18 protein-coding genes are annotated in these 20,674 nt (G+C 71.3%); 11 read left to right on the top strand and 7 right to left on the bottom strand.

The genetic code is table 11. The features are described 5' to 3' along the window. Positions 1–298 precede the first annotated feature (298 nt). The 3 genes from BCD48_RS07495 (at position 299) to BCD48_RS07485 (ending at position 4,331) form a co-directional block, all read left to right on the top strand. A complete protein-coding gene (locus tag BCD48_RS07495) occupies positions 299–1,279 on the top strand; it encodes an NAD(P)-dependent oxidoreductase (RefSeq protein ID WP_083418291.1) in 981 nt (326 codons plus the stop codon). A 117-nt stretch (positions 1,280–1,396) separates the two neighbouring features. Next, the gene (locus BCD48_RS07490; protein WP_071047541.1) at positions 1,397–2,611 is read left to right on the top strand and encodes a CaiB/BaiF CoA transferase family protein; all 1,215 of its coding nucleotides are present in this window, start codon (positions 1,397–1,399) and stop codon (positions 2,609–2,611) included. A gap of 250 nt (positions 2,612–2,861) precedes the next feature. Continuing rightward, positions 2,862–4,331 (top strand): class I adenylate-forming enzyme family protein, encoded by a 1,470-nt coding sequence (locus BCD48_RS07485; protein ID WP_071047540.1) that lies wholly within the window; start codon positions 2,862–2,864, stop codon positions 4,329–4,331. A 57-nt stretch (positions 4,332–4,388) separates the two neighbouring features. On the opposite strand, the gene BCD48_RS07480 is transcribed toward BCD48_RS07485, so the two are convergent. The 3 genes from BCD48_RS07480 to BCD48_RS07470 all read right to left on the bottom strand — a co-directional run bounded on the left by BCD48_RS07480 (position 4,389) and on the right by BCD48_RS07470 (position 6,595). Beyond that, complete coding sequence (locus BCD48_RS07480) at positions 4,389–4,865, bottom strand: hypothetical protein (protein WP_071047539.1); 477 nt, start codon at positions 4,863–4,865, stop codon at positions 4,389–4,391. Between the two features lie 133 nt (positions 4,866–4,998). Continuing rightward, the gene (locus BCD48_RS07475; protein ID WP_071047538.1) at positions 4,999–6,144 is read right to left on the bottom strand and encodes a thiolase family protein; all 1,146 of its coding nucleotides are present in this window, start codon (positions 6,142–6,144) and stop codon (positions 4,999–5,001) included. A 10-nt stretch (positions 6,145–6,154) separates the two neighbouring features. Beyond that, positions 6,155–6,595 (bottom strand): Zn-ribbon domain-containing OB-fold protein, encoded by a 441-nt coding sequence (locus tag BCD48_RS07470; RefSeq protein WP_083418290.1) that lies wholly within the window; start codon positions 6,593–6,595, stop codon positions 6,155–6,157. Positions 6,596–6,722: 127 nt separating this feature from the next. On the opposite strand from BCD48_RS07470, the gene BCD48_RS07465 reads away from it, so the two are divergent. Beyond that, complete coding sequence (locus BCD48_RS07465) at positions 6,723–7,130, top strand: cupin domain-containing protein (protein ID WP_071047536.1); 408 nt, start codon at positions 6,723–6,725, stop codon at positions 7,128–7,130. Positions 7,131–7,234: 104 nt separating this feature from the next. On the opposite strand, the gene BCD48_RS07460 is transcribed toward BCD48_RS07465, so the two are convergent. Next, on the bottom strand, positions 7,235–8,419 hold the full coding sequence (locus tag BCD48_RS07460) for a cytochrome P450 (protein WP_198543131.1): 1,185 nt from the start codon (positions 8,417–8,419) through the stop codon (positions 7,235–7,237). A gap of 428 nt (positions 8,420–8,847) precedes the next feature. Beyond that, entirely contained in the window at positions 8,848–9,834 is a 987-nt protein-coding gene (locus tag BCD48_RS07455) for an LLM class flavin-dependent oxidoreductase (protein WP_198543130.1), read from the bottom strand. A 191-nt stretch (positions 9,835–10,025) separates the two neighbouring features. On the opposite strand from BCD48_RS07455, the gene BCD48_RS07450 reads away from it, so the two are divergent. The 3 genes from BCD48_RS07450 (at position 10,026) to BCD48_RS07440 (ending at position 13,113) form a co-directional block, all read left to right on the top strand. Then, a complete protein-coding gene (locus BCD48_RS07450; protein WP_071047534.1) occupies positions 10,026–10,802 on the top strand; it encodes an SDR family NAD(P)-dependent oxidoreductase in 777 nt (258 codons plus the stop codon). Positions 10,803–10,809: 7 nt separating this feature from the next. Continuing rightward, positions 10,810–11,673, top strand: coding sequence for an acyl-CoA thioesterase (locus BCD48_RS07445; protein WP_071047533.1), 864 nt, complete (start codon positions 10,810–10,812; stop codon positions 11,671–11,673). A 261-nt stretch (positions 11,674–11,934) separates the two neighbouring features. Beyond that, entirely contained in the window at positions 11,935–13,113 is a 1,179-nt protein-coding gene (locus BCD48_RS07440) for a thiolase family protein (protein ID WP_071047532.1), read from the top strand. 133 nt (positions 13,114–13,246) lie between these two features. Here BCD48_RS07440 and BCD48_RS07435 read toward each other — a convergent pair whose 3' ends face one another. Both BCD48_RS07435 and BCD48_RS07430 read right to left on the bottom strand, forming a co-directional pair. Continuing rightward, positions 13,247–14,074, bottom strand: a complete 828-nt coding sequence (locus BCD48_RS07435) for an SDR family oxidoreductase (RefSeq protein WP_083418289.1) — start codon at positions 14,072–14,074, stop codon at positions 13,247–13,249. A 467-nt stretch (positions 14,075–14,541) separates the two neighbouring features. Continuing rightward, the gene (locus BCD48_RS07430) at positions 14,542–15,213 is read right to left on the bottom strand and encodes a TetR/AcrR family transcriptional regulator (protein ID WP_071047531.1); all 672 of its coding nucleotides are present in this window, start codon (positions 15,211–15,213) and stop codon (positions 14,542–14,544) included. Between the two features lie 330 nt (positions 15,214–15,543). On the opposite strand from BCD48_RS07430, the gene BCD48_RS07425 reads away from it, so the two are divergent. The 4 genes from BCD48_RS07425 (at position 15,544) to BCD48_RS07410 (ending at position 20,603) form a co-directional block, all read left to right on the top strand. Continuing rightward, complete coding sequence (locus tag BCD48_RS07425) at positions 15,544–17,172, top strand: thiolase C-terminal domain-containing protein (protein ID WP_071047530.1); 1,629 nt, start codon at positions 15,544–15,546, stop codon at positions 17,170–17,172. After that, a complete protein-coding gene (locus BCD48_RS07420; protein ID WP_071047529.1) occupies positions 17,169–18,239 on the top strand; it encodes an NAD(P)H-dependent amine dehydrogenase family protein in 1,071 nt (356 codons plus the stop codon). Before BCD48_RS07425 ends, BCD48_RS07420 begins: the two co-directional genes overlap by 4 nt. A gap of 303 nt (positions 18,240–18,542) precedes the next feature. Next, positions 18,543–19,742: a cytochrome P450 gene (locus tag BCD48_RS07415; protein ID WP_071047627.1), complete on the top strand. Its 1,200-nt coding sequence runs from the start codon at positions 18,543–18,545 to the stop codon at positions 19,740–19,742. Positions 19,743–19,862: 120 nt separating this feature from the next. Next, positions 19,863–20,603: an SDR family oxidoreductase gene (locus tag BCD48_RS07410; RefSeq protein ID WP_071047528.1), complete on the top strand. Its 741-nt coding sequence runs from the start codon at positions 19,863–19,865 to the stop codon at positions 20,601–20,603. The last annotated feature ends 71 nt before the right edge of the window (positions 20,604–20,674 follow it).

The following is a 20,674-nucleotide window of genomic DNA, read 5'->3' as shown; positions in this document are numbered from 1 at the left end:
GGTCAGATCACCCTCATTGGGCGCATACCGGCGCGGTGTCGGCCGGGCGGACCCTCCTGGCCGTCCGCGCGGGGCAGCCGATAAGTAAACGTACACTCATTTGCTGTCGCCGGCATGCCGCTCCGGATGGCTGACCCACGCGCGGTCGCGGGCCGCTGGCGGCCCCAGCGGCGGCCGAGCGGTCCCCGCGGGCAGCCCGGCGGCCGGCTGGCGACGAGGCCGGCGGCTCGCGGGCTGGTTCCGGTCCGTCGGTCCCGTGGCCACGGACTATTCGGATGGACTATTAGGGTGGTGAGACGTGTCTGACTCCACCTCGTCCTCTTCCGCCTCGTCTTCTTCTGAGGCGGCGGCCTCCGCGCCGCCCGCTCCGGCCTCGCCGTCGTCGACCCGGGTCGGGTGGATCGGCACCGGCGTCATGGGCGCCGCCATGGCCGGGCACCTGCTGCGCGCCGGCTACCCGCTCACCGTGACCACCAGGACTCCGGAGCGCGCCAAGGCGCTGCTCGACGAGGGTGCGACCTGGGCCGATACCCCGGCCGGGGTCGCCGCGGCCAGCGACGTGGTGTTCTCGATGGTCGGATTCCCCGAGGATGTGCGCGAGGTGCTGCTCGGGCCGGATGGCGCGCTCGCCGGCGCCCGGCCGGGCGCGGTCCTGGTGGACATGACGACAAGTGAGCCCGCGCTCGCCATCGAGGTCGCCGGGGCGGCCGCGGCGCGCGGCGTGCACGCGCTGGACGCGCCGGTCTCCGGCGGCGATGTCGGCGCCCGCGACGCCACCCTGTCGATCATGGTTGGCGGCCCGGCGGAGGTCGTGGAGGCGGTTCGCTCGTGCCTCGACGCGATGGGGAAGTCGATCATTCGGCAGGGCGGGGCCGGCGCCGGGCAGCACACCAAGATGGTCAACCAGATCCTGATCGCGTCCACGATGGTCGGCGTGACCGAGGCGCTGCTCTACGCCTACCGCTCGGGCCTGGACGTCGAGCGGGCGCTCGAGTCCGTCTCGGGCGGGGCGGCGGGCAGCTGGTCGCTGTCGAACCTCGCGCCCAGGATCGTCGCCGGCAACTTCGCCCCGGGGTTCTTCGTCGATCACTTCGTCAAGGACCTCGGCATCGCGCTCGCCGAGGCCCGGCGCGCCCGTCTCGCCCTGCCCGGGCTCGCCCTCGCGGGCCAGCTCTACGTCGCCCTGCAGGGCCAGGGCCGCGGCCGCGACGGGACCCAGTCGCTCGTCCACGCGCTCGCCGCTCTGTCCGGCCAGACATTCCCGCCGCCGGCAGCGTGACGAACGGACGACCAGCGCTGTTCTTGCGCCGCATGGGGCGCGACCTGGAGTATGAGTCGACGTCGATGTTGAAACATGGCCGGCGGATGCCAGCCGGCGCGCGACTGGAGGCACTGGATGACCGCGGTGATGCAGGGCGTGCGGATCCTTGAGGTTGCGGAGCATACGTTCGTGCCCGCCGCGTCCGCACTGTTGGCGGACCTGGGTGCCGACGTCATCAAGATCGAGCACGTCGAGCGCGGCGACGCGATGCGCGGCCTCGCCAGCTCGGGGACCGTCAGCATCCCCATGGGCGTCCACGTGCTGTTCGAGCACTCCAACCGCGGGAAGCGCAGCCTCGCGCTCGATCTCACGTCGCCCGAGGGCCTCGACATCGTCTACAAGCTGGCCGCCACCGCGGACGTCTTCCTCACCAACAAGCTGCCGCGGGTGCGCAAGAAGCTGAAGGTGGAGCTGGACGACATCCGCGCCCACAACCCGAACATCATCTACGTCCGCGGCACGGGTCAGGGTGAGCGCGGCCCCGAGGCCGACCGCGGCGCGTACGACTTCCTCGCCTTCTGGCAGCGGGCCGGCGTCGCCCTGGGCAGCACGCCGGCCGACTCCGGGGATCTGGTGGGCCCGCCCGCGCCCGGCTTCGGGGACTCGATCGGGGCGATGACGATCGCCGGCGGCATCATGGGCGCCCTCTTCCACCGTGAGCGCACCGGCGAGACGACGACGGTGGACGTCTCGCTGCTGAGCACTGGCATGTGGGCCATGGGCCAGGCGCTCGCTCTTTCGCTGCTCATGAAGACGCCGTGGCAGGGCCCGCCGTCGGGGCACCGCAGCAACCCGCTGGTCGGCAGCTACCGGACGGAGGACGGGCGCTGGCTCGGCTTCTCGTGCCTGCAGGCCGGGCACTACTGGCCGGCGGCGTGCGCCGCGGTCGGCCGCCCCGAGCTCGCGACCGACCCGCGCTTCGCCGACCACGCGTCCCTGATGGCGAACAAGGCGGAGGCGAGCGACCTGCTGGCCGCCGAGTTCGCCTCCCGCCCGCTGGCGGAGTGGCGGGAGCGCCTGGCGGACTTCCCCGGCCAGTGGACGGTCGTGCAGCACACGCTGGAGGCCGCGGCCGACCCGCAGAGCGTCGCCAACGGCTATGTCCAGGACCTCGAGAACGCCGCCGGCACCCCGTTCCACCTCAGCGCCGTCCCGGTGCAGTTCGGCGACGAGCCGGCGCCGGCGCACCGCGCGCCGGACTTCAACGAGCACGCCGACGAGGTCCTCGCCGAGTTGGGCCTGGACTTCGACGCCGTGCTGGATCTCAAGCTGCGCGGCATCGTCGCCTAGCCACGTCGCCTAGCCACGTCGCCTGGCCACGTCGGCGTCCCCGAAGGACCTCGATGTCGACGTCACGAGCCTCGGGGGTGCGGCCTGCCGCACCCCCGAGAGGGCATTGAGCACGCGGGCCCTGATTCCTGGATTGCCTCCGGGCGCGCGAAGTTCACCATGATCATCTGTCGTTCGGCCTAACTCCGTGCTCCCGGAGGAGGGACGCCGGCGCGTTCGGTCGCCGCGCCCCGCCGGTGGAAGGATCGCCATGGACGTCCCTGAGGTCATCCCGGTCGGCATTGGCAGCCGGATTCGCCAGCTCGGCGTCGAGCTGCCGGATGTCTCCGCGCTGTGGTGCGTCGAGCTCGACGGCACCGAGTCGTCGTACACCTGGGCGTGGCTGGACCGGCGGTCCAGCCAGCTCGCCGCGGCGCTCGCGGCCCGCGGCGTCGGCGTCGGGGACCGGCTCGGCCTCGGGTTACGCAACTCGCCGCAGTTCGTGCTGGCGGCGTTCGCGGCCTGGAAGGTCGGCGCCGTGCCGGTGCCGGTGCGCTGGGACGTGCCCGACTGGGAGCTGGCGCGTGTCCTCGAGGTCATCGCGCCCAAGGCCCACCTGGGCGCGGCCGACCTCGACTGGATCGACGCCACCGAGGGTGACCCGGTGCCCGACCTGCCCGAGGTCACCGCGCCGCACCTGCAGGGCATCTGCAGCAGCGGCTCGACGGGCCTGCCGAAGGTGATCGTCGCGGAGCGGCCGGCGGTCTACGACGTCCGCATGGCCATTCCGATGATCGCCGCCTGGCGGCCGGTGGCCCAGCCGCAGACGATCCTCGTGCTGGCCCCGATGTACCACGCCAACGGGTTCACCACGCTGTACAACCTGCTCGCCGGTGATCGGCTGGTCGTGCTGTCCAAGTTCGACGCCGCCAAGGCCGTCGACGCCATCGAGCGCCACCGGATCTCCCACTTCACCGCCGCCCCCACCATGCTGCAGCGGATGGCGGACCTCCCCGGCGTCGACGGCCGCGACTTCTCCAGCGTCGAGTGGGTCATGCAGGGCGCGGCGCCGATGCCGCCGTCGCTGGTGCACCGCTGGGCGAAGCTGATCGGCCCCGAGAAGCTCTTCATGATCTACGGGATGACCGAGGGCCTGGGCTGGACGGCCCTGTTCGGCGACGAGTGGATGGGCCACCAGGGCAGCGTCGGCCGCGGCATCCGCGGTACCGAGATCCGCATCCTCGACCCGGAGGGCGACGAGCTGCGGACCGGCCAGATCGGCGACGTCTACCTGCGCTGCGGCCACTTCGGCGGCTACCAGTACCTCGGCACCGCTCCTCGGCTGCGCACCACCGACGACGGCTTCGTCACCGCCGGCGACATGGGCCACGTCGACGAGGACGGCTACCTCTACCTGGCCGACCGTCGCGTCGACATGATCATAACCGGGGGTGCGAACGTGTTCCCCGCGGAGGTCGAGGCGGCGCTCATCGACCACCCGGCCATCGCCGACGTCGTCGTCATCGGACTGCGCGACGAGGAGTGGGGCCGGCGGGTGCACGCCCTCGTCGAGCCGACCGACCGGACGGCGCCACCGGCGGAAGCCGAGATCATCGCCTACGCGAAGAGCCGCCTGGCCGCGTACAAGGTTCCCAAGACCATCGAGTTCCTCGACGCCATCCCCCGCAGCGAGGCAACGAAGATCAACCGGGGCGCCCTCGTCGCCGCCCGCGGCGGCTGACCCCGGGCGGCCCGTCCCGCCCGTCCCGTGCGGCTGGGTGCCTTCGGCCGGGCCGGCCTACTCCGAGATCTTGATGCCCTCGTAGCTCTTCAGCATCTCGGGGTCGGGCAACGCCATCTGCAGGTAGACGCGGAGATACGCGATCTTGCCGTCGTCGTCGAAGTCGTAGACCGTGGCCGAGTTGACGATGCTGCTGTGCTCACCGATCCGGCTGCGCTCCTCCAGTTCGAGAAGCACGACGTTGCCGACCTCGGTGATCCGGCGGAACGAGCACTCCCAGTCGGAGGTGCGGGCCCAGGTCGTCAGGAAGGCCGCGTAGTCCGGCCAGTTCATGACCTCCTTGAACGGGCCGACCCGCTCGAAGCCCTCGACGTCGACCAGTTCGGCCACCGGCGTCCAGCTGTCCACGTCGAACCCCGGCCGCTTACCGGCGTCGACCAGCCTCTTCATGAGCCGCGTGTAGTCCAGGACGACGCGCGACAGGCCGGTGTAGTCACCGACGACCTCGTCGACGTCACGTAAGGCGGGCGCCACGGCCTCTCCACTGGTGTGTGTACGAATGGTGTGTGTACGAACGGATTCGTAGCTGGTGTTCAGGCCACCCGCCGCGGTGCCCGGCGCCCAAGAGGAGCCGGGCCGGGACGGTGCGGAGAGCGAGGTCAGAGAGTCAGAGAGAGAGGATCGCGACGCCGGCGGTGCCGGGGGCGCCGTAGAGCTGGCCGTAGCCGACGCGCGGGGTGCCGGGGACCTGGCGGTCGCCGGCGGTGCCGCGCAGCTGCCTGGTCAGCTCATAGACCTGGCGGAGCCCGGAGGCGCCGATCGGCTCGCCGTTGGCGATGAGGCCGCCGTCGGTGTTGACCGGGATGCTGCCGCCGATCTCGGTGGCGCCCTCGGCGTACAGGCGCTCCTGCTCGCCGTCCTTGCACAGGCCGTTCTCGGCCAGGTGGATCACCTCGGCGCCGGCGTCGGTGTCCTGCAGCTGCGCGACGTCGACGTCGTCGGGCGCGATGCCGGCCATCTCATAGGCGGCCCGGGAGGCGAAGACGGTGGGCGCCTCCTCCCGCTCCAGCGGCAGCCACGGGCTGTGGACCTCGAACGCGCCTAGCTTGCGGGTCCGCACGACCGAGGCCTTCAGGTAGATCGGCCGGCTGGTGTACTTGTGCGCGACGCTCGCCTTGCACAGGATCACGGCCGCCGCGCCCTCGTCCGGCGAGCAGAACATGTACTGCGTGAGCGGGTCGTTCACCATCCGCGAGCCGAGGATCTTCTCCTCGCTCATCGGGGTGCGCCGGAACGCCTCCGGGCTGATCGAGCCGTTGCGGTAGTTCTTCGCCGCGGCCTTCGCCAGCGTCGCCGGGGAGATTCCGTGGTCGTACATGTACCGCTGGATCTTCATGGCGAAGAACTTGGGCGTGAGGAACAGCCCGGTCTCGCCGTACCAGGCCGGCAGGCCGTACTCCTCCGAGTAACCGGCGAAGGCACCGGTCGGGTGCTTGTCCATGCCGATCGCGATACCGATCTCGTACTCGCCGAGACGAATCGTGTTCGCTGTCTGGGTGAGCGCGCTGGCCGCGGTCGCGCAGCCGTTGTAGACGTCGGTGATCGGAATCCCGGTCAGGCCCAGGAAATTGATGACCGCGTCCGGGTTGTCGACCTCGTAACTGCCGGCGAAGCCGAACTGGATCTGCTTCCACTCCAGGCCCGCGTCGGCGAGCGCCGCGCGCACCGCCGTCGCACCCAGCTGGATGGCGGTCTGGCCGGGGAACCGGCCGAAGGGAGTCCTGCCGACCCCGATGATCGCGACATCGTCCATGGCGGCCGCCTCAGCTCCTCTCGACGGACTGGGAGACGGGGCGGAACGCGTACGTCAGCACCTCGGTGCCGTCGGCGTCCGTGGCGAAGGGGACGACAGTCAGCTCCATCTCCTGACCGATCTCCAGCGGCTCGTCGACACCGACGGTGAGCCGGGCCTCGACGCGTGCCTCCGGGAGCTCGATGTACCCGACCCCGTAGCCCACGAAGTCCGCCGCCGGCTCGATGCCGAGGTAGGGCGGGTTCTTCGGCTGGAACCGCTGCCGGGTCCACGTCCACAGCGTGCCCCGCGTGGACAGCCGGGTCTCGGCGACGTCCAGGGAGCCGCACTTCGGGCAGTTCGGGTAGGCGGGGAACGCGACCAGGCCACAGACCTGGCACTTCGATCCGATGAGCCGGGGCTCGTCCGATGGCCAGTCGAACAGGCCTTCCGCGACGACGCGCTGAGCCAAGACCGCCCCCTTTCTCCAAATTTGATATCGGCGTCAGTATAAGGAGGCCCCTGGGTACCCACCACCGTTGTGGAGATCATCTTCAGCTGGGCGGCCCGGCCCGATCGCCCGCTGGGACCATGTCGCCATGCCCGAGCCAGTCGATCGTCTCAGCGCCCCGCACTACGTCTGGGGCGAGGTGTCGGACGGGTGGCGCCTCGTCGACCGGCCCGGCCTCTCCGTCGTGGAGGAGCGCGTCCCGGCGGGCGCGGGTGAGGAATGGCATGTCCACGCCGAGGCGCGCCAGTTCTTCTACGTGCTCGAAGGCGAGGCGGTCCTGCGAACGGCCGACGGCGACGTGGCGCTGGCCCCGGGCAGAGGTGTCGAGATATCTCCCGGACTGCCGCACCAGTTCTTCAACCGCGGGCCGGGCGACGTCCGGTTTCTCGTGATCAGCGCGCCCAGCACACGTGCTGACCGCGCGGCCGGCACGCCGTCACCGCCGCGGGGCGCGGAGTCACTGCCGCGGGGCGCGGAGCCCATGCGAACCGACTGACTCCCCAGGCCGCCGCTCGGCAACGCTGACGAGCGGCGGGGTCGGGGGGCGGCGGTGCTGGTGGGCGAGCCGGGACGGATCACCCACCAGCCGCGCGGTGGGACTCAGAGCAGGATCGGCAGCTTCTCGTAGCCGCGCACGGTGCTGGTGTGCAGCCGGTGCACGTTGTCGTGGTCGATCTCCCAGGTCGGGAACCGCTTCAGGACTTCCTCGAGGGCGACCCGGCCCTCCATCCGCGCGAGCGAGGCGCCGAGGCAGAAGTGCGGGCCGTGGCCGAAGCTGACGTGGCTGTCGAACTTGCGCCGGATGTCGAAGGTGTCCGGGTCGGGGTACTTGCGCTCGTCCCGGTTGGCCGCGGCGGTCAGCAGCAGCACCTTGGAGTGCTCCGGGATCGTGACCCCGTGCATCTCCAGCTCGCGGGTGGTCGTGCGGCCCTGCACGGGGGAGGGGGCCTCGAACCGCAGCGTCTCCTCGACGGCGCCCGGGAGCAGCGCCGGGTCCGCGGCGAGCGCGGCGCGCTGGTCTGGGTGCTCGGCGAGCAGCGCGCAGGCCCAGCCGAGCAGGCGGGCGACGGTCTCGGTGCCGGCGGAGACGAGCAGGTTGGTGAAGTCGCACGCCTCCTTGGTGGTGAGCCGGCGGGTGCCGTCGGCCGTCTTGATCTCGGCCTCGGTCAGCGCCGTCATGACGTCATCGCGCGGCGCCTTGCGGCGGGCCTCGATCTGCTCGGCGAAAATCTCGTGCAGCTTGATCTGGGCCCCGAAGGAGATGTCGTTGAACATCCCCTTCTCCGGGTCCAGGTAGAAGGTGGTGTCGATCAGCTTCCGGACCTCCTCGCGGTCCGCCTTGTCGACGCCGATCAGCTCGGAGATGACCATCGACGGGAGGATCGCGGAGAAGTCCTGGACGAAGTCGAAGCCGCCGCTGCCGACCCGGTCGTCGAGCAGCTCGGCGCACAGCCCGCGGATGTGGCTCTCCAGCGCGGCGATCCGGCGCGGGGTGAAGCCGCGGGACACCAGCACGCGCATCATCGTGTGCGACGGCGGGTCCGTGAAGATGATCATGCCGTTGTCGAAGGGCTGGTCGCCCATGATCTCGAGCACCGTGCCGTAGGCGGAGCTGAAGGTCGCCGGGTCGAGGCTCGCGTCGTCGACGTCCTTGAACCGGGACAGCGCGTAGAAACCGAACTTCTCGTTGAGGTAGACCGGCACCTCGTCGCGCATCCGGTGCCAGACCGGATACGGGTTGACGTCGATCACCTTGTCGTACGGGTCCCAGTACAGTTCCGTCACGTCCGCGACCTTCATTCGGGAGACAAACCGGATTCGGCTGACGGCGGGCGCGCCCCCATGGCGACGCGGCCGCCGTCCGGCAGGTGTCGGCGAGCGGCCGTCGGCCTGGGCCGGCCGGTGCGCGCCAACGTGCTGACGTCGTGGACGCGGCTCCTCCCGGGGCCCGGGAGGCCCCGATGCGGCGTCGCCGTCCCTGACGAGGCCGGCCCGAGTGGGCCGGCGGGCGGAGACAGTCATGGACCCGGCGGACCGGGGGTGGCGCGGCCCCCGCTGCTGAGGCCGCGCCACCCCCGACGCCGGGACGGAAATTACATTCTCGTCCTAGGCAAATCAAGCAATCACTGGTGGAGAGCGGTGAGGGACCCCGGGGTGCCGGATCTGCCCTGAGGGGCGCCCTCCACACCACTATGGCACAGAGTGCCGCATCCTCAGAGCTTAGGGATGACCTCGTTCTCCAGCAGCCGCAGGCTCCCCCAGGCGACCTCCGGCGGGATGCCGCCCATCAGCGGATTGACGACGCACAGTGCGAACGGGCCCTGCGCGCGCAGCTCCTCGACGAGTTCGGCCGGGGTGAGCACCCGGTACTGGCCGGTCGCGCGCAGCGCCTCGGTGGACTCGGCCGAGGCGTAGACGCCGGTCGCGGTGCCGCTGCCGCCGGACGTGAGCCAGGCTCCGTACGCGTTCGACTCGTGCAGCGCGTGCGGCGCGATCCGCTCCCAGCCGGCGTCGACGTCCCGCGCCAGGTGGAAGAAGGCGCCGGTGCGCCCGCCGAAGCGAGGGCCGGGGTCGGGACGGCCGAGCCTGACCAACTCGTCGCGGTAGTGGTCCCAGGTGGTGCCGTCGGTCGGGGTGAAGCCGATGTCGAGCCGGGCCGCGCGCCGGGCCGCGCCCTCGGAGCTCCCGCCCATGGTGATCGCCGGGCCACCGGGGGAGAAGGCGGCGGGCGTGACCCGCACGGTGCGGCCGCGGTACTCGAACGGCTCACCGGTCCAGGCCTGGCGCAGGGTCTGGATGAGCTCGGTGACCCGCCTGGCGCGCTCCTTGGGCGAGACGCCGAACATCTCGAACTCGGCGGGCACGTAGCCGCCGCCGAGCACCAGTTCGAGCCGTCCCTTGGAGAGGTGGTCGATGACGGCGGTGTCCTCCGCGAGGCGCAGCGGGTCGTGGAACGGCGCGATCAGTGCTGCGATCATGATCTTTATCTTGCTGGTCCTGGCGGCGACGGCGGCCGCCATGGTCAGCGGGCTGGGCAGATACCCGTCATCGGCGCCGTGGTGCTCGGAGAGGCCTACGCTGTGGAAGCCCAGCCGATCTGCCCACTCCGCCATCGCTAAGGCGGCTTCGTAGCGTTCGGCCATGGATGTCCCGGCTATGGCCGGGTTGCGGAAGTCGAACCGCATTGTGAAGATCGCCACGTGGCTGCTCCCATCTGTGACGGCCGTCACATCCACCGGCCGTCACGGGGCGTGAGTGTACCAACATTGACGTCGGCGTCAGTAATGTCTGTGGGTCGAGCAAAGAACAGAATTCCGGGGACAGTGGCCGCCGGGTGTGCGAAGGAAGATCATCTTCGCACACCCTTTGGCCCTCTAGAAGGGTTGGAAACGTGGACCTGAACGGACGCGTGGCGATCGTGACCGGCGGTGGCGGCGGTCTCGGCGCGGCGACGGTGCGCCACCTCGTCGGTCTTGGCATGAAGGTCGTGATCTTCGACAAGTTCGGTGACGCGGCGGAAGCGGTGGCCAAGGAGTTCGACGAGGGACAGGCCACCGCCGTCGGCGGCGACACGACGGTCGACGAGGACGTGCAGGCCGCGATCGAGGCCGCCAAGACGCTGGGCACCGTGTCGCTGCTCGTGAACGTCGCCGGCGGCGGCGTCGGCGGCGGGCGCACCGTCGGCCGGGGCAACAAGCCTCACGACAAGGAGTCGTTCATCGTCACGCTGGCGATGAACGCGACCGGCACCTTCAACATGAGCCGCCTGGTCACCGCGGGCGCCTTCGCCGACAACGAGCCGGACGAGTGGGGCCAGCGCGGCGTCGTCGTCAACGTCGGCTCGCTCGCCGGCCTGGAGGGCCAGGCCGGCCAGATCGCCTACGGCTCGGCCAAGGCGGCCATCCTGGGCATGACGCTGCCGATGGCGCGTGACTTCGCGCCGATCGGTGTCCGGGTGTGCGCGATCGCCCCCGGCACCATGGGCACGCCCAAGATGATGGGCATCCGGCCGGAGATGCTGGAGACGCTGACCAAGGACATCCAGTTCCCGAAGCGGCTGGGCCGGCCGGAGGAGTTCGCGCTGCTGGTCGAGTCGATCGCCCGCAACCCGTACCTGAACGGCGAGAACATCCGGCTCGACGGCGCGCTGCGCTTCCCGCCCAAGTAGGCGGGCCGTGTTCACCGTCGACGCGGTCCTCGGTTCGCTGGCGTTAGAGCCGGCGGGCGAGGACCGCTACACCGCGGGCAGCGTCGCCTCGCCCAACCCGGTCGTCTTCGGCGGGCAGCTGCTCGCCCAGTCGATCGCGGCCGCGCTCGCCGGCCAGGACGGAAAGACGGTGAAGACCCTGCACACGGTCTTCGCCCGCGCTGGCCGGCCGGACACCCCGCTCGACGTCGCCGTGACGCGCCTGCACTCCGGGCGCAGCATGGCCAGCAGCTCGGTGACCATCAGCCAGGGCGGCAAGGTCGTCTCCCAGTCCACCGTCCTGCTGTCGGCGGACGACCCCGACTTCATCCGGCACGCGGACGCCGCGCCGGCGCACGAGCCGCCGAAGCCGGGGGACGCCGTGGGCGCCGGCCACGGGGACGGCTCGTCCGACGAGCCGGGTGCTTGGCAGGTACGGGTCGTCGGCGACGTCGACATCAGCGACCCGGACGCCGTCGGCCCGGCGGAGCTGGACGTCTGGACGCGCTGGCCGGGCGCCCCCGGCGACGCGCTGTCCAGCCAGGCGCTGCTCGCGTTCGTCACGGACGGCTTCCTCATCGGGACGGCCATGCGGCCGCACCCCGGCGTGGGGCAGTCGCAGTCGCACCGCACGATCTCGACCAGCGTGTTGTCGCACACGATCACGTTCCACGAGCCGGTGCCCGCCGACGACTGGCTGCTGCTCGCGCAGCGCAGCCCCTACGCCGGGCGGGGCCGTGGCTACGGCCGTGGCGATGTCTTCCGGGCCGACGGCGGCCTGGTGGCCTCGTTCGTGCAGGACAGCATGATCCGCCCGATGGCGCCGTCGCCGGCCGGCGGCCACCGCCTCTAATCCAGGTGATCCAAGGCTAATCCAGGTGATCCAAGGCCTCCGCTCATGAGCCGCCTGGCCCGTGAGCGGATGTCCTGGGCGGCCCACGAACGGTGACGCCGTCCGGAGCCGGCCGGCGTCGACCGGGCGGGAGGCGGCCGCGCGGGCCTAGTCTTGACATCGACGTCAAAATTCTAAGCATGGGCCCGCACCGCCGCACGCCAACCTGACCGGACGCTGTGGGCCCCCGTTCCGCCATGCCTGAGAAGGAGCGCTGTTGACGTGCACGAAGCGGTGATTGTTTCGACAGCCCGGACGCCGGTGGGCACCGCGATCAAGGGTTCCCTGCTCGACGTCGACGCGTTCGAGCTGGCCACGCTCGTGGTCGGCGAGGCCGTCCGCCGCGCCGGCATCGACCCGGACGTCGTCGACGACGTCGTCCTCGGCGAGGCCCTGTACGGCGGCGGCGACATCGCCCGGTACGCGGCGATCGAGGCCGGCCTCACGAACGCGCCGGGCGTCGCCCACAACCGGCACTGCGCGTCCGGGATGGCCGCGATCCAGACCGCCGCCGCCTCGATCATGACCGGCATGGACCGGGTGGTCGTCGCCGGCGGCACGAACTCCTCGTCCACGTCGCCCCGCGCCAAGCGCCGCAAGCCGGGCACCGACGACGTCGAGGACTGGTACTCGCCCACCCACCGCAACACGCCCGAGGCCCCGAACTACGACATGTCGGTCACGGTTGGCTGGAATGCCGCCGTGAAGACGGGCCTGTCCCGCGAGGACCTGGACGCCTGGGCGCTGCGGTCACACCAGCGCGCGGTCGCGGGCATCGACGCGGGCGCGTTCAAGGAGGAGATCGTCCCGGTCGAGGTGACCCGCCGCGACGGCACGACGTTCTCCTTCGACACCGACGAGCACCCGCGCCGGGACACGAGCATGGAGAAGCTCGCCAAGCTCAGGGTGCTGCACCCGGAGATCGAGGGCTTCAGCATCACGGCCGGCAACGCGTCCGGCTCGAACGACGGCGCCGGCGCGGTGGTGCTCACCTCGCGTGAGTTCGCCGAGGCGAACGGGCTCGAGCCGCTCGCGATCGTCCGCGCCTGGGCCTCCGTCGGGGTCCCGCCGGCCGAGACGGGTCTCGCGCCGGTGAAGGCGATCCCGAAGGCGCTCGATCGCGCCGGCCTGTCCATCCAGGACATCGCCCTCTGGGAGATCAACGAGGCGTTCGCGTCGGTGCCGGCCGCCGCCTGCCAGCTGCTGGGGATCGACGACGAGATCGTCAACTACCTCGGTAGCGGCTGCAGCCTCGGCCACCCGATCGCGATGACGGGTGCCCGTCAGATCATCACGCTGACCCACGAGCTGCGCCGGCGCGGTGGCGGCAAGGCCGTGTCCGCGATGTGCGCGGGTGGCGGCATGGCCAGCGCCGTCGTCATCGAGGTCCCCGCTCCCTGACCCCGACGGCGCGGGCCGGGGCGAGCGACGTCGCTGGTGTCGCGCGTGCCGGGCCCGCGCCCGCCGCGGAAGCGGCCAGAAGAGCCGAGAACAGGCCGCCAGGTGGCACTTGGCGGCCTGTTCTCAATGCTCGTCAGTCGGCAGCGGCGGCCTGGCCCGGAAGCGCGTCGAGCACGTCCTGGATGCTGCCCGGCTGGCCGCTGGGGACGTCGAGCGGGAGCGGGGCTGACCGGCGCGCGTCGACGACCACGTGCTTCAGTGCCGCGCCGTTGGTAATGACGGTGTGCACCACGTTGATCAGGTCGTCGATGTTGACGAAGTCCGAGTTGACGTAGTCGCGCGCGGCCCAGATCGGGTGCACCACGCCCGCCAGCGCGGGGTCCCAGCTATACGGGAACTCGGTCCCGGAGCCGCCTTCGCCACCGAAGCAGTTCCCGACCGTCACTCGGGTGAAGCCGACGGTCGGGTGCTCGACCCGGTAGGCCTCGATCAGCTTGTCCAGCGCGGCCTTGCTGACCGCGTAGGAGCCGAGCCCCGGCCACGGCTCGGTGACCGAGCCGGTGATGGACGACAGGTAGGCGACGACGCCCTTCGCCTCCGTCAGGTACGGGATCGCCGCCGCGGTGACGTGGGACGCGCCGATGACGTTGGTGTCGAACACGTGGTGCCAGGCGGCGGTGTCGAGGTCGACCAGCCGCTTGAGGATGCCGATGCCGGTGGCGTAGACGACGGAGTCGATGCCGCCCAGCGCGGCCGCGGCCTCCTCGATCGCCGCCTTGACAGACGTCTCGTCCGTGACGTCGCAGGAGATCGCGACCGCGCCGGAACCCGCCTCCGCGACCGCGTCGTCCAGCCGGTCCTTGCGCCGGGCGAGCAGCGCGACCTGCTGGCCGCGCTGGGCGAGGGCGATCCCGATGGCACGCCCTAACCCGCTGGAGGCGCCGACCACAACTGTTCGCATCGTGTACCCACCTTCGATGGTGATGTCGTCCAGGTTGATGCCGGGTGGCGACAGCAGTTCCCGGGCCCGCGGGGACCTTGGGCGTCGGCCGGGCCATGCTGTGACGCCCGGTCCGCGGGCTTCCGGAGCTAGCTCCGCGGCCGGGTAGCCCGCGAGGGACCGGTCGCCAGCGTCGCCCCGCCTCGTCGCCCAAGGCCTGATTGGTGGAGGTCGGCGGAGCAGCGTAATTGTACGACGTTGACGTCAGAGTCGGAATTATCACGCCAGCTCAGGCATGGGAGCTCGAGCGTGAGCGCTCCGTGCCGGCGGAGCCCGTCCAAAGAGGTGCGCGCCGTCCCGCCAGCGGGATCGTCGGGTGGGGTCGCGGAGGGCCGAGAGCGCCGGGGGGAGTGCCCGGTGACGTTACGTGGCGGCCTTGTCCCACGATCTTGCCCGGTGCGCCTGCCTGGCGGCGCCGGTCGTCGGCGTTATTCGGCGGCGTCCGCGTCCGTCGGCATCTCGCGCAGGTTCAGCGCGTTCAGGAAAAGGTGCGTCAGCTGCTCGACGCCTTCGTCGAAATCCGGCTTGAAAAGACCCTGGACGAGCCACATCTCCGCGAAGCGGGTCACCATCGCGCCGAGCGCCGATGCTGCGATCGTCGGATTGATGGTGGGGTCGACCCAGCCCTTTCGCTGCAGTTGCGCAATCGAGTTCGAGATGCGTTCCCGGTCGCGCTGCTGGTGCTCGAAACGCACCATGTTGAGGTGCGTGTCGTGGCGGCAGACCTGCTCGATGACACCGATGATCTTTGCCTCGCGCCGATAGTCCTCCAGGAACCGACGGTTGCCGGCGCGGATGCGCTCCTGTGGGGACGCGGTGGAGGACGGGTCGAAGATCACCGTGCTCAGCGGGGAATGCAGCAGGTCCGAGAGGGCCATGGCGACCTCGCGGAAGATCTGCTCCTTGGAGTCGAAATAGTGGTAGAACGAGCCGTGCGACAGGCCGGCGCGCTCGGCGATATCGGAGATCCTCGCCTCGAGGAAACCGTCCTCCTCGAACACCGCCTTGGCCGCCCCGAGCAGCCTGGCTCTGGTGGCGACGCCCTTGCGTGAGCGCGGACCGGTCGGTTTGTCGCGGTCAGCCGGCACTGCCGTCACCAATGCCCGCTCCCGTTCTGCTCCCACCCCGCCGGCCGAAGGGCCGGCCGGAAGGCCGATGATGGTGGCGCCTCCCCGTCAGGTCACCGTACCGGCGGGTAGAGATAACCGGTTCTAGTATACGTGCGGCTGCCGGTTGGGTGATGTTGTCGCGCCGTGTGATCTCCCCGTGTCGGGGCGTCCAGCCCGCCAGGCTTGTTTCGACGTCGATGTTGAAAACGTGGTACCACTCACGATGCAAGCCCGTAACCTCGCACGCCATCCCGCATGCCACGACGCGACTGGCCCGCCCGGCGTCCACGGCCGGCGGGCCTCAGTCGACAAGGAGCCGCGATGCCGCCTCTCCCCGCGCTGACCCCGGCGACCGAGTGGTTCTGGAAGTCCGGCGCCGACGGCATCCTGCGCATCCAGGGCTGCGACGACTGCGGCACGCTCGTGCACCCCCCGGTCCCGGTCTGTCCCACGTGCCGCAGCAGCGCCGTCTCGCCGAAGGCGGTGTCGGGCCGTGCCAGCGTCGTCGGCTACACCGTCAACGTCCAGCAGTGGCTGCCCGACCTGAAGCCGCCGTACGTGGTCGCCGTGGTTGCGATCGAGGAGAGCGACGACGTCCGCCTGACCACCAACATCGTCGGCTGCGAGCCGGTCGAGGTGCACATCGGCCAGCGGGTCCAGGTCACCTTCGAGCAGCGTGAGGACGTCTGGCTGCCGCTGTTCGAGCCGACCGGCGAGCCCGACGAGACCCGGGACCGCGTCGGCGAGCCGAACCTCCCCGCGCCCCGCGCGCCGCTGTCCGCCCGTCGCTTCGAGCACGACGTGGTCCTCTCCGGCATCGGCCGATCGAGGATCGGGCGCCGGCTCATGGTCGACCCGCTGTCGCTCACGACCGACGCATGCCTGAAGGCGATCGCCGACGCGGGGCTCACCCCCGAGGACATCGACGGCCTGTCGACCTATCCCGGCACCGGCGGCATGGGCATGAGCGAGGGCGGTGTCACCTCCGTGGAGGAGGCGCTGCGCCTGCGCCCGACCTGGTTCAACGGCGGCGGTGACCTGCCCGGCCAGACTGGCGCGGTCGTGCAGGCGATGCTGGCGGTGTCGGCGGGCCTCTGTCGGCACGTGCTGTGCTTCCGGACCGTGTGGGAGTCCACCTACCGCGAGCTGCGCCTCGGGGGGATGCCCGGCCGGGCCACCGGCCTGAACACCGAGTGGCGCCACCCGTTCGGCGCCATCTCGGCGGCGAGCTGGATCGCCATGCAGGCCAGCCAGTACATGTACCGCTACGGCGCCTCCCGGGAGATGCTCGCCGCGATCGCGCTCAACGGCCGGGCGAACGCCGCCCGCAACCCGGACGCGATCTACCGGGCCCCGATGACCCTGGACGACTACATGTCGGCCCGCCTCGTCTCGACGCCGTTCGGCCTCTACGACTGTGACGTCCCCTGCGACGGTTCCGTCGCCGTCATCGTCTCGGCCGCCGACGCCGCGGCGGACCTGCCGAAGCCGGCCGTGAAGGTCGAGGCCGTCGGCACACAGATCAACGAACGCGTCTCCTGGGACCAGGGCATGATGACGCATGAACCAGTGGTGCTCGGCCCGGCCGCGCACCTGTGGACCCGCACCGACCTGACTCCCGCCGACGTCGACTTCGCCTGCCTGTACGACGGCTTCACCTTCAACGCGATCTCCTGGCTCGAGGGGCTGGGCTTCTGCGGCTTCGGCGAGGCGCAGGACTGGCTGGACAAGGGACGGCGGATCGCCCTGGACGGCGACCTGCCGCTCAACCCGCACGGCGGCCAGCTCTCCGAGGGCCGGCTGCACGGCTTCGGATTCCTGTACGAGGCGATCACCCAACTGCGCCACGAGGCCGGCCCCCGCCAGGTCGCCGACGCCCGCACCGCGGTCGTCTCCACCGGCGGCGGCGCACCTGGCGGCGCGTTCCTGCTCAGGAGGGCAGACTCATGACCACGACGTCCGGCGACGCCGCGTTAGGACAGGCTCCACTACGGGTCGTCCAGTGGGCGACCGGCAACATCGGCACCCGCTCGCTGCGGTCGGTCATCGAACACCCGGACCTGGAGCTGGTCGGGCTCTACGTCTACAGCGACGACAAAGCGGGCAAGGACGCCGGCGAGCTGGCAGGACTGGGCACCACCACCGGCGTCCTGGCGACCACCAGCATCGACGACATCGTGGCTCTCGGCGCCGACTGCGTGCTCTACATGCCGGCACGGCTGGACGTCGACGAGGCGTGCCGGCTGCTCGAGTCCGGGGCGAACATCGTCACCACCCGCGGCGAGTTCCACCGCCCGGCCAGCATGGATCCCACCCTGCGCGCCCAGGTGGAGAAGGCCTGCGCGGCCGGCGGCACCTCGATCCACAGCACCGGCTCCAGCCCCGGGTTCATCTCCGAGGCGCTCCCGCTCGTGGTCTCCTCCCTTCAGCGCCGGCTCGACCGGATCGTCATCAACGAGTACGCCGACATGTCGCGGCGCGACTCGCCCGACATGATTTTCAACCTCATGGGTTACGGGCAGCCGCCGGCGGCGTTCGACGACCGTCGCGCGGCGTACCTGGGCGAGGCCTTCGGCCCCTCGCTGTCGCTGACCGCCGACGCGTTCGGCGCGCCGATCGAGGAGATCACCGCCTCCGGCGAGGTCGCCGTCGCGACCCACGACGTCGACATAGCCGCCGGCCGCATCGCCGCGGGGACGGTGGCCGCGCAGCGCGTCACCGTCACGGGCCTGCGCGGCGGCACACCGTTCCTGGAGTTCCGGGCGAACTGGTACTGCAGTACCGACCTCGATCCCGCCTGGGAACTGCTGGACACCGGCTGGCGCGTGTCCGTCGAGGGCGACGCCCCGCTCGACATCACCCTGCGCTTCCCCGTCACGCTCGATGAGATGGCCGCGACGTCACCCGGTTACACCGCCCATCGCCCGGTCAATGCGATCCCCGCCGTCGTCGCGGCGCTCCCCGGTATCCGCACGACCCTGGACCTGCCCCAGATCATCGGCACCGCGCTGCGCTGACCGGCCGCGCGCTGACCGGCCGCCTGACCGCGCCCGGCTGCCTGACCGGGCCCGTCCGGCCGGCCGCGCACCCCGCGCGGCCGGCCGGACGGGCCCGGGGGCGCGCTCCCGCGACCTGGCAATCCGGACGGGTCTTGACATCTCCCGCGACGCGGGGGAGTGTGCGTTCACTCGTTGTAACAGTGTTCAAATGCGCGACGGCGGGCATGCCCGCCAGGGCCGTCGCCGTCGACGTGCCGGCCGCCCGAGCGGCGGACGGACCGCGGACAACCGCGGTGGATGCGATGAACCCAAGGACTGATGATGACGCCGGCGGCCGTTGCTGACCTGTACTGGGACCCGTTCGACAAGACGATCGACACCGATCCGTACCCGGTGTGGGAGCGGATGCGCGCCGAGTCACCCCTCTACCGCAACGAGCGGTTCGGCTTCTACGCGCTCGCCCGCCACGCCGACGTCGACGAGGCCCACCGCGACGCGGCGACGTTCAGCTCCGCGCACGGCACCGTCCTGGAGATCATGAGCCCGGAGCCGATGCCGCCCGTGTTCCTGATCTTCTCCGACCCCCCGGTCCACAACATGCTGCGCGCGCTCGTCTCCCGGGCGTTCACCCCGCGCCGGGTCGCCCGGTTGGAGGGCCACATCCGCGGCCTGTGCGCCCAGATGCTCGACCCGCACGTCGGCGGGAGCGGCTTCGACTACGTCCAGGACTTCGCCGCGCAGCTCCCGTCGAAGGTGATCTCCGAGCTCATCGGCGTCGACCCGGCGGACCGCGAGGAGATCCGCAGGACGATCGACCTGACGTTCCACCACGACGAGACCGCCGGGATGAGCAACGAGATCTCACGCGCGGCCACCGTGAAGCTCAAGGCGTACTGGCACAAGCAGATCGAGGTGCGCCGCGAGGCACCCCGCGACGACATGATCACCGGCCTCGCCGAGGCCGAGATCGCCTCCGAGGACGGCCCGCGCCGCCTGACCACCGACCAGGCCGCGACCGTCGCCCAGGAGATCGTCAGCGCCGGCACGGAGACCGTCGCCCGCCTCCTCGGCTGGTTCGGCTCGGTGCTCGCCGACCATCCCGACCAGCGGGCCGAACTGGCCGCCAACCCGGCGCTCGCCCCGAACACGGTCGAGGAGCTGATGCGCTACGAGGCGCCGTCGCCGGTCCAGGGCCGCATGACCACCCGCGAGGTCGAGCTGCACGGGGTGACGATCCCGGCGATGTCGAAGGTGCTGCTGCTCACCGGCTCCGCCGGCCGCGACGACCGCAGGTACCCGGACCCCGACCGCTTCGACATCCACCGGACGTTCGACAGCCACGTCTCCTTCGGCCACGGCATCCACTTCTGCCTCGGCGCCGGCCTCGCCCGCCTGGAGGCGCGCGTCGCGATCGAGGAGACGCTGCGTCGCTTCCCAGCGTGGGACGTCGACCGGGACCGCGCCGTCCGGCTGCACACCAGCACCGTCCGCGGCTACGAGAGCCTGCCGTTCGTCCTCTGACCACCGATGGCAGCGCGGCCGCCGGGTCCCGGGCCGTGGCGGCCGTGCTCGTGCCATCTCGGGACCCAGTCAGGTCCGACCGGCCGCCGCGCGCGGCCGGCGGCCGAGAAGGGAGTCCTGGTGAAGGCTGTGGTGGTCGGGGCGTCGAGCGGGCTCGGGAGGTGCATTGGCGTCGACCTGGGCCGCCGCGGCGACCAGGTCGCGCTGTTGGCGCGTCGTCGCGAGCGGCTGGTGGACGCGGCGAAGGAGGCGGGGCCCGGCACGCTCGCCATCGAGTGCGACGTCACCGACGAGGCGAGCTGCCAGGCAGCGATCGAAGAGGCCGCGACCGGGTTGGGGGGCATCGACGCCGTCGTCTACAGCGCCGGCATCGGGCCGCTGTCGCCGGTCGAGCGCGTGGGCGCGGCGACCTGGCGGCGCACCTTCGACACCAACGTGACCGGGGCCGCCCTCGTCACCGCGGCCGCGCTGCCCCACCTGAAGGCCTCCGGCGGGGTCGCGGCGTACCTGTCCTCGATCAGTGCGTCGCTGACGCCCGTCTGGCCCGGGTTCGCCGCCTACGCGGTCAGCAAGGCGGCCCTCGACAAGCTCGTCGAGGCCTTCCGCACGGAGCACCCCGACGTCGGCTTCACCCGCGTCGTCGTCGGCGACTGCGCCGGCGGCGAGGGCCCCGGCCAGAGCGAGTTCCCTGCCGACTGGGACTGGGACTACGCCGCGAAGGTCCGGCCGCTGTGGGTCAGCCGCGGCTACCAGACCGGCGCCCTGCTCGACGTCGACGAGCTGCTGCGTGTCCTCGACGGCGTCCTGCGCTGCCGGGGCAGCATCCCCTCCGTCACCGTCATGCCCCGCCAGCCGGCCTGACCCCCGGCCTGGCTTCCGTGCGCTCTCCTTCTTTTTCTGCGCCGATTTGTCCGCGGGGTCCCCCGGGGTCC

It is taken from the genome of Pseudofrankia coriaricola (assembly GCF_001854805.1).
Lineage (GTDB): Bacteria > Actinomycetota > Actinomycetes > Frankiales > Frankiaceae > Pseudofrankia.
This window is presented reverse-complemented; position numbering and strand designations above follow the sequence as displayed.

What these genes read in the sequence shown, in the direction of transcription:
- BCD48_RS07490 (WP_071047541.1), top strand. Translation starts at nt 1,397, where the DNA reads ATGACCGCGGTGATGCAGGGCGTGCGGATCCTTGAGGTTGCGGAGCAT.
- BCD48_RS07485 (WP_071047540.1), top strand. Translation starts at nt 2,862, where the DNA reads ATGGACGTCCCTGAGGTCATCCCGGTCGGCATTGGCAGCCGGATTCGC.
- BCD48_RS07475 (WP_071047538.1), bottom strand. Translation starts at nt 6,144, where the DNA reads ATGGACGATGTCGCGATCATCGGGGTCGGCAGGACTCCCTTCGGCCGG.
- BCD48_RS07465 (WP_071047536.1), top strand. Translation starts at nt 6,723, where the DNA reads ATGCCCGAGCCAGTCGATCGTCTCAGCGCCCCGCACTACGTCTGGGGC.
- BCD48_RS07435 (WP_083418289.1), bottom strand. Translation starts at nt 14,074, where the DNA reads ATGCGAACAGTTGTGGTCGGCGCCTCCAGCGGGTTAGGGCGTGCCATC.
- BCD48_RS07425 (WP_071047530.1), top strand. Translation starts at nt 15,544, where the DNA reads ATGCCGCCTCTCCCCGCGCTGACCCCGGCGACCGAGTGGTTCTGGAAG.
- BCD48_RS07420 (WP_071047529.1), top strand. Translation starts at nt 17,169, where the DNA reads ATGACCACGACGTCCGGCGACGCCGCGTTAGGACAGGCTCCACTACGG.
- BCD48_RS07415 (WP_071047627.1), top strand. Translation starts at nt 18,543, where the DNA reads ATGACGCCGGCGGCCGTTGCTGACCTGTACTGGGACCCGTTCGACAAG.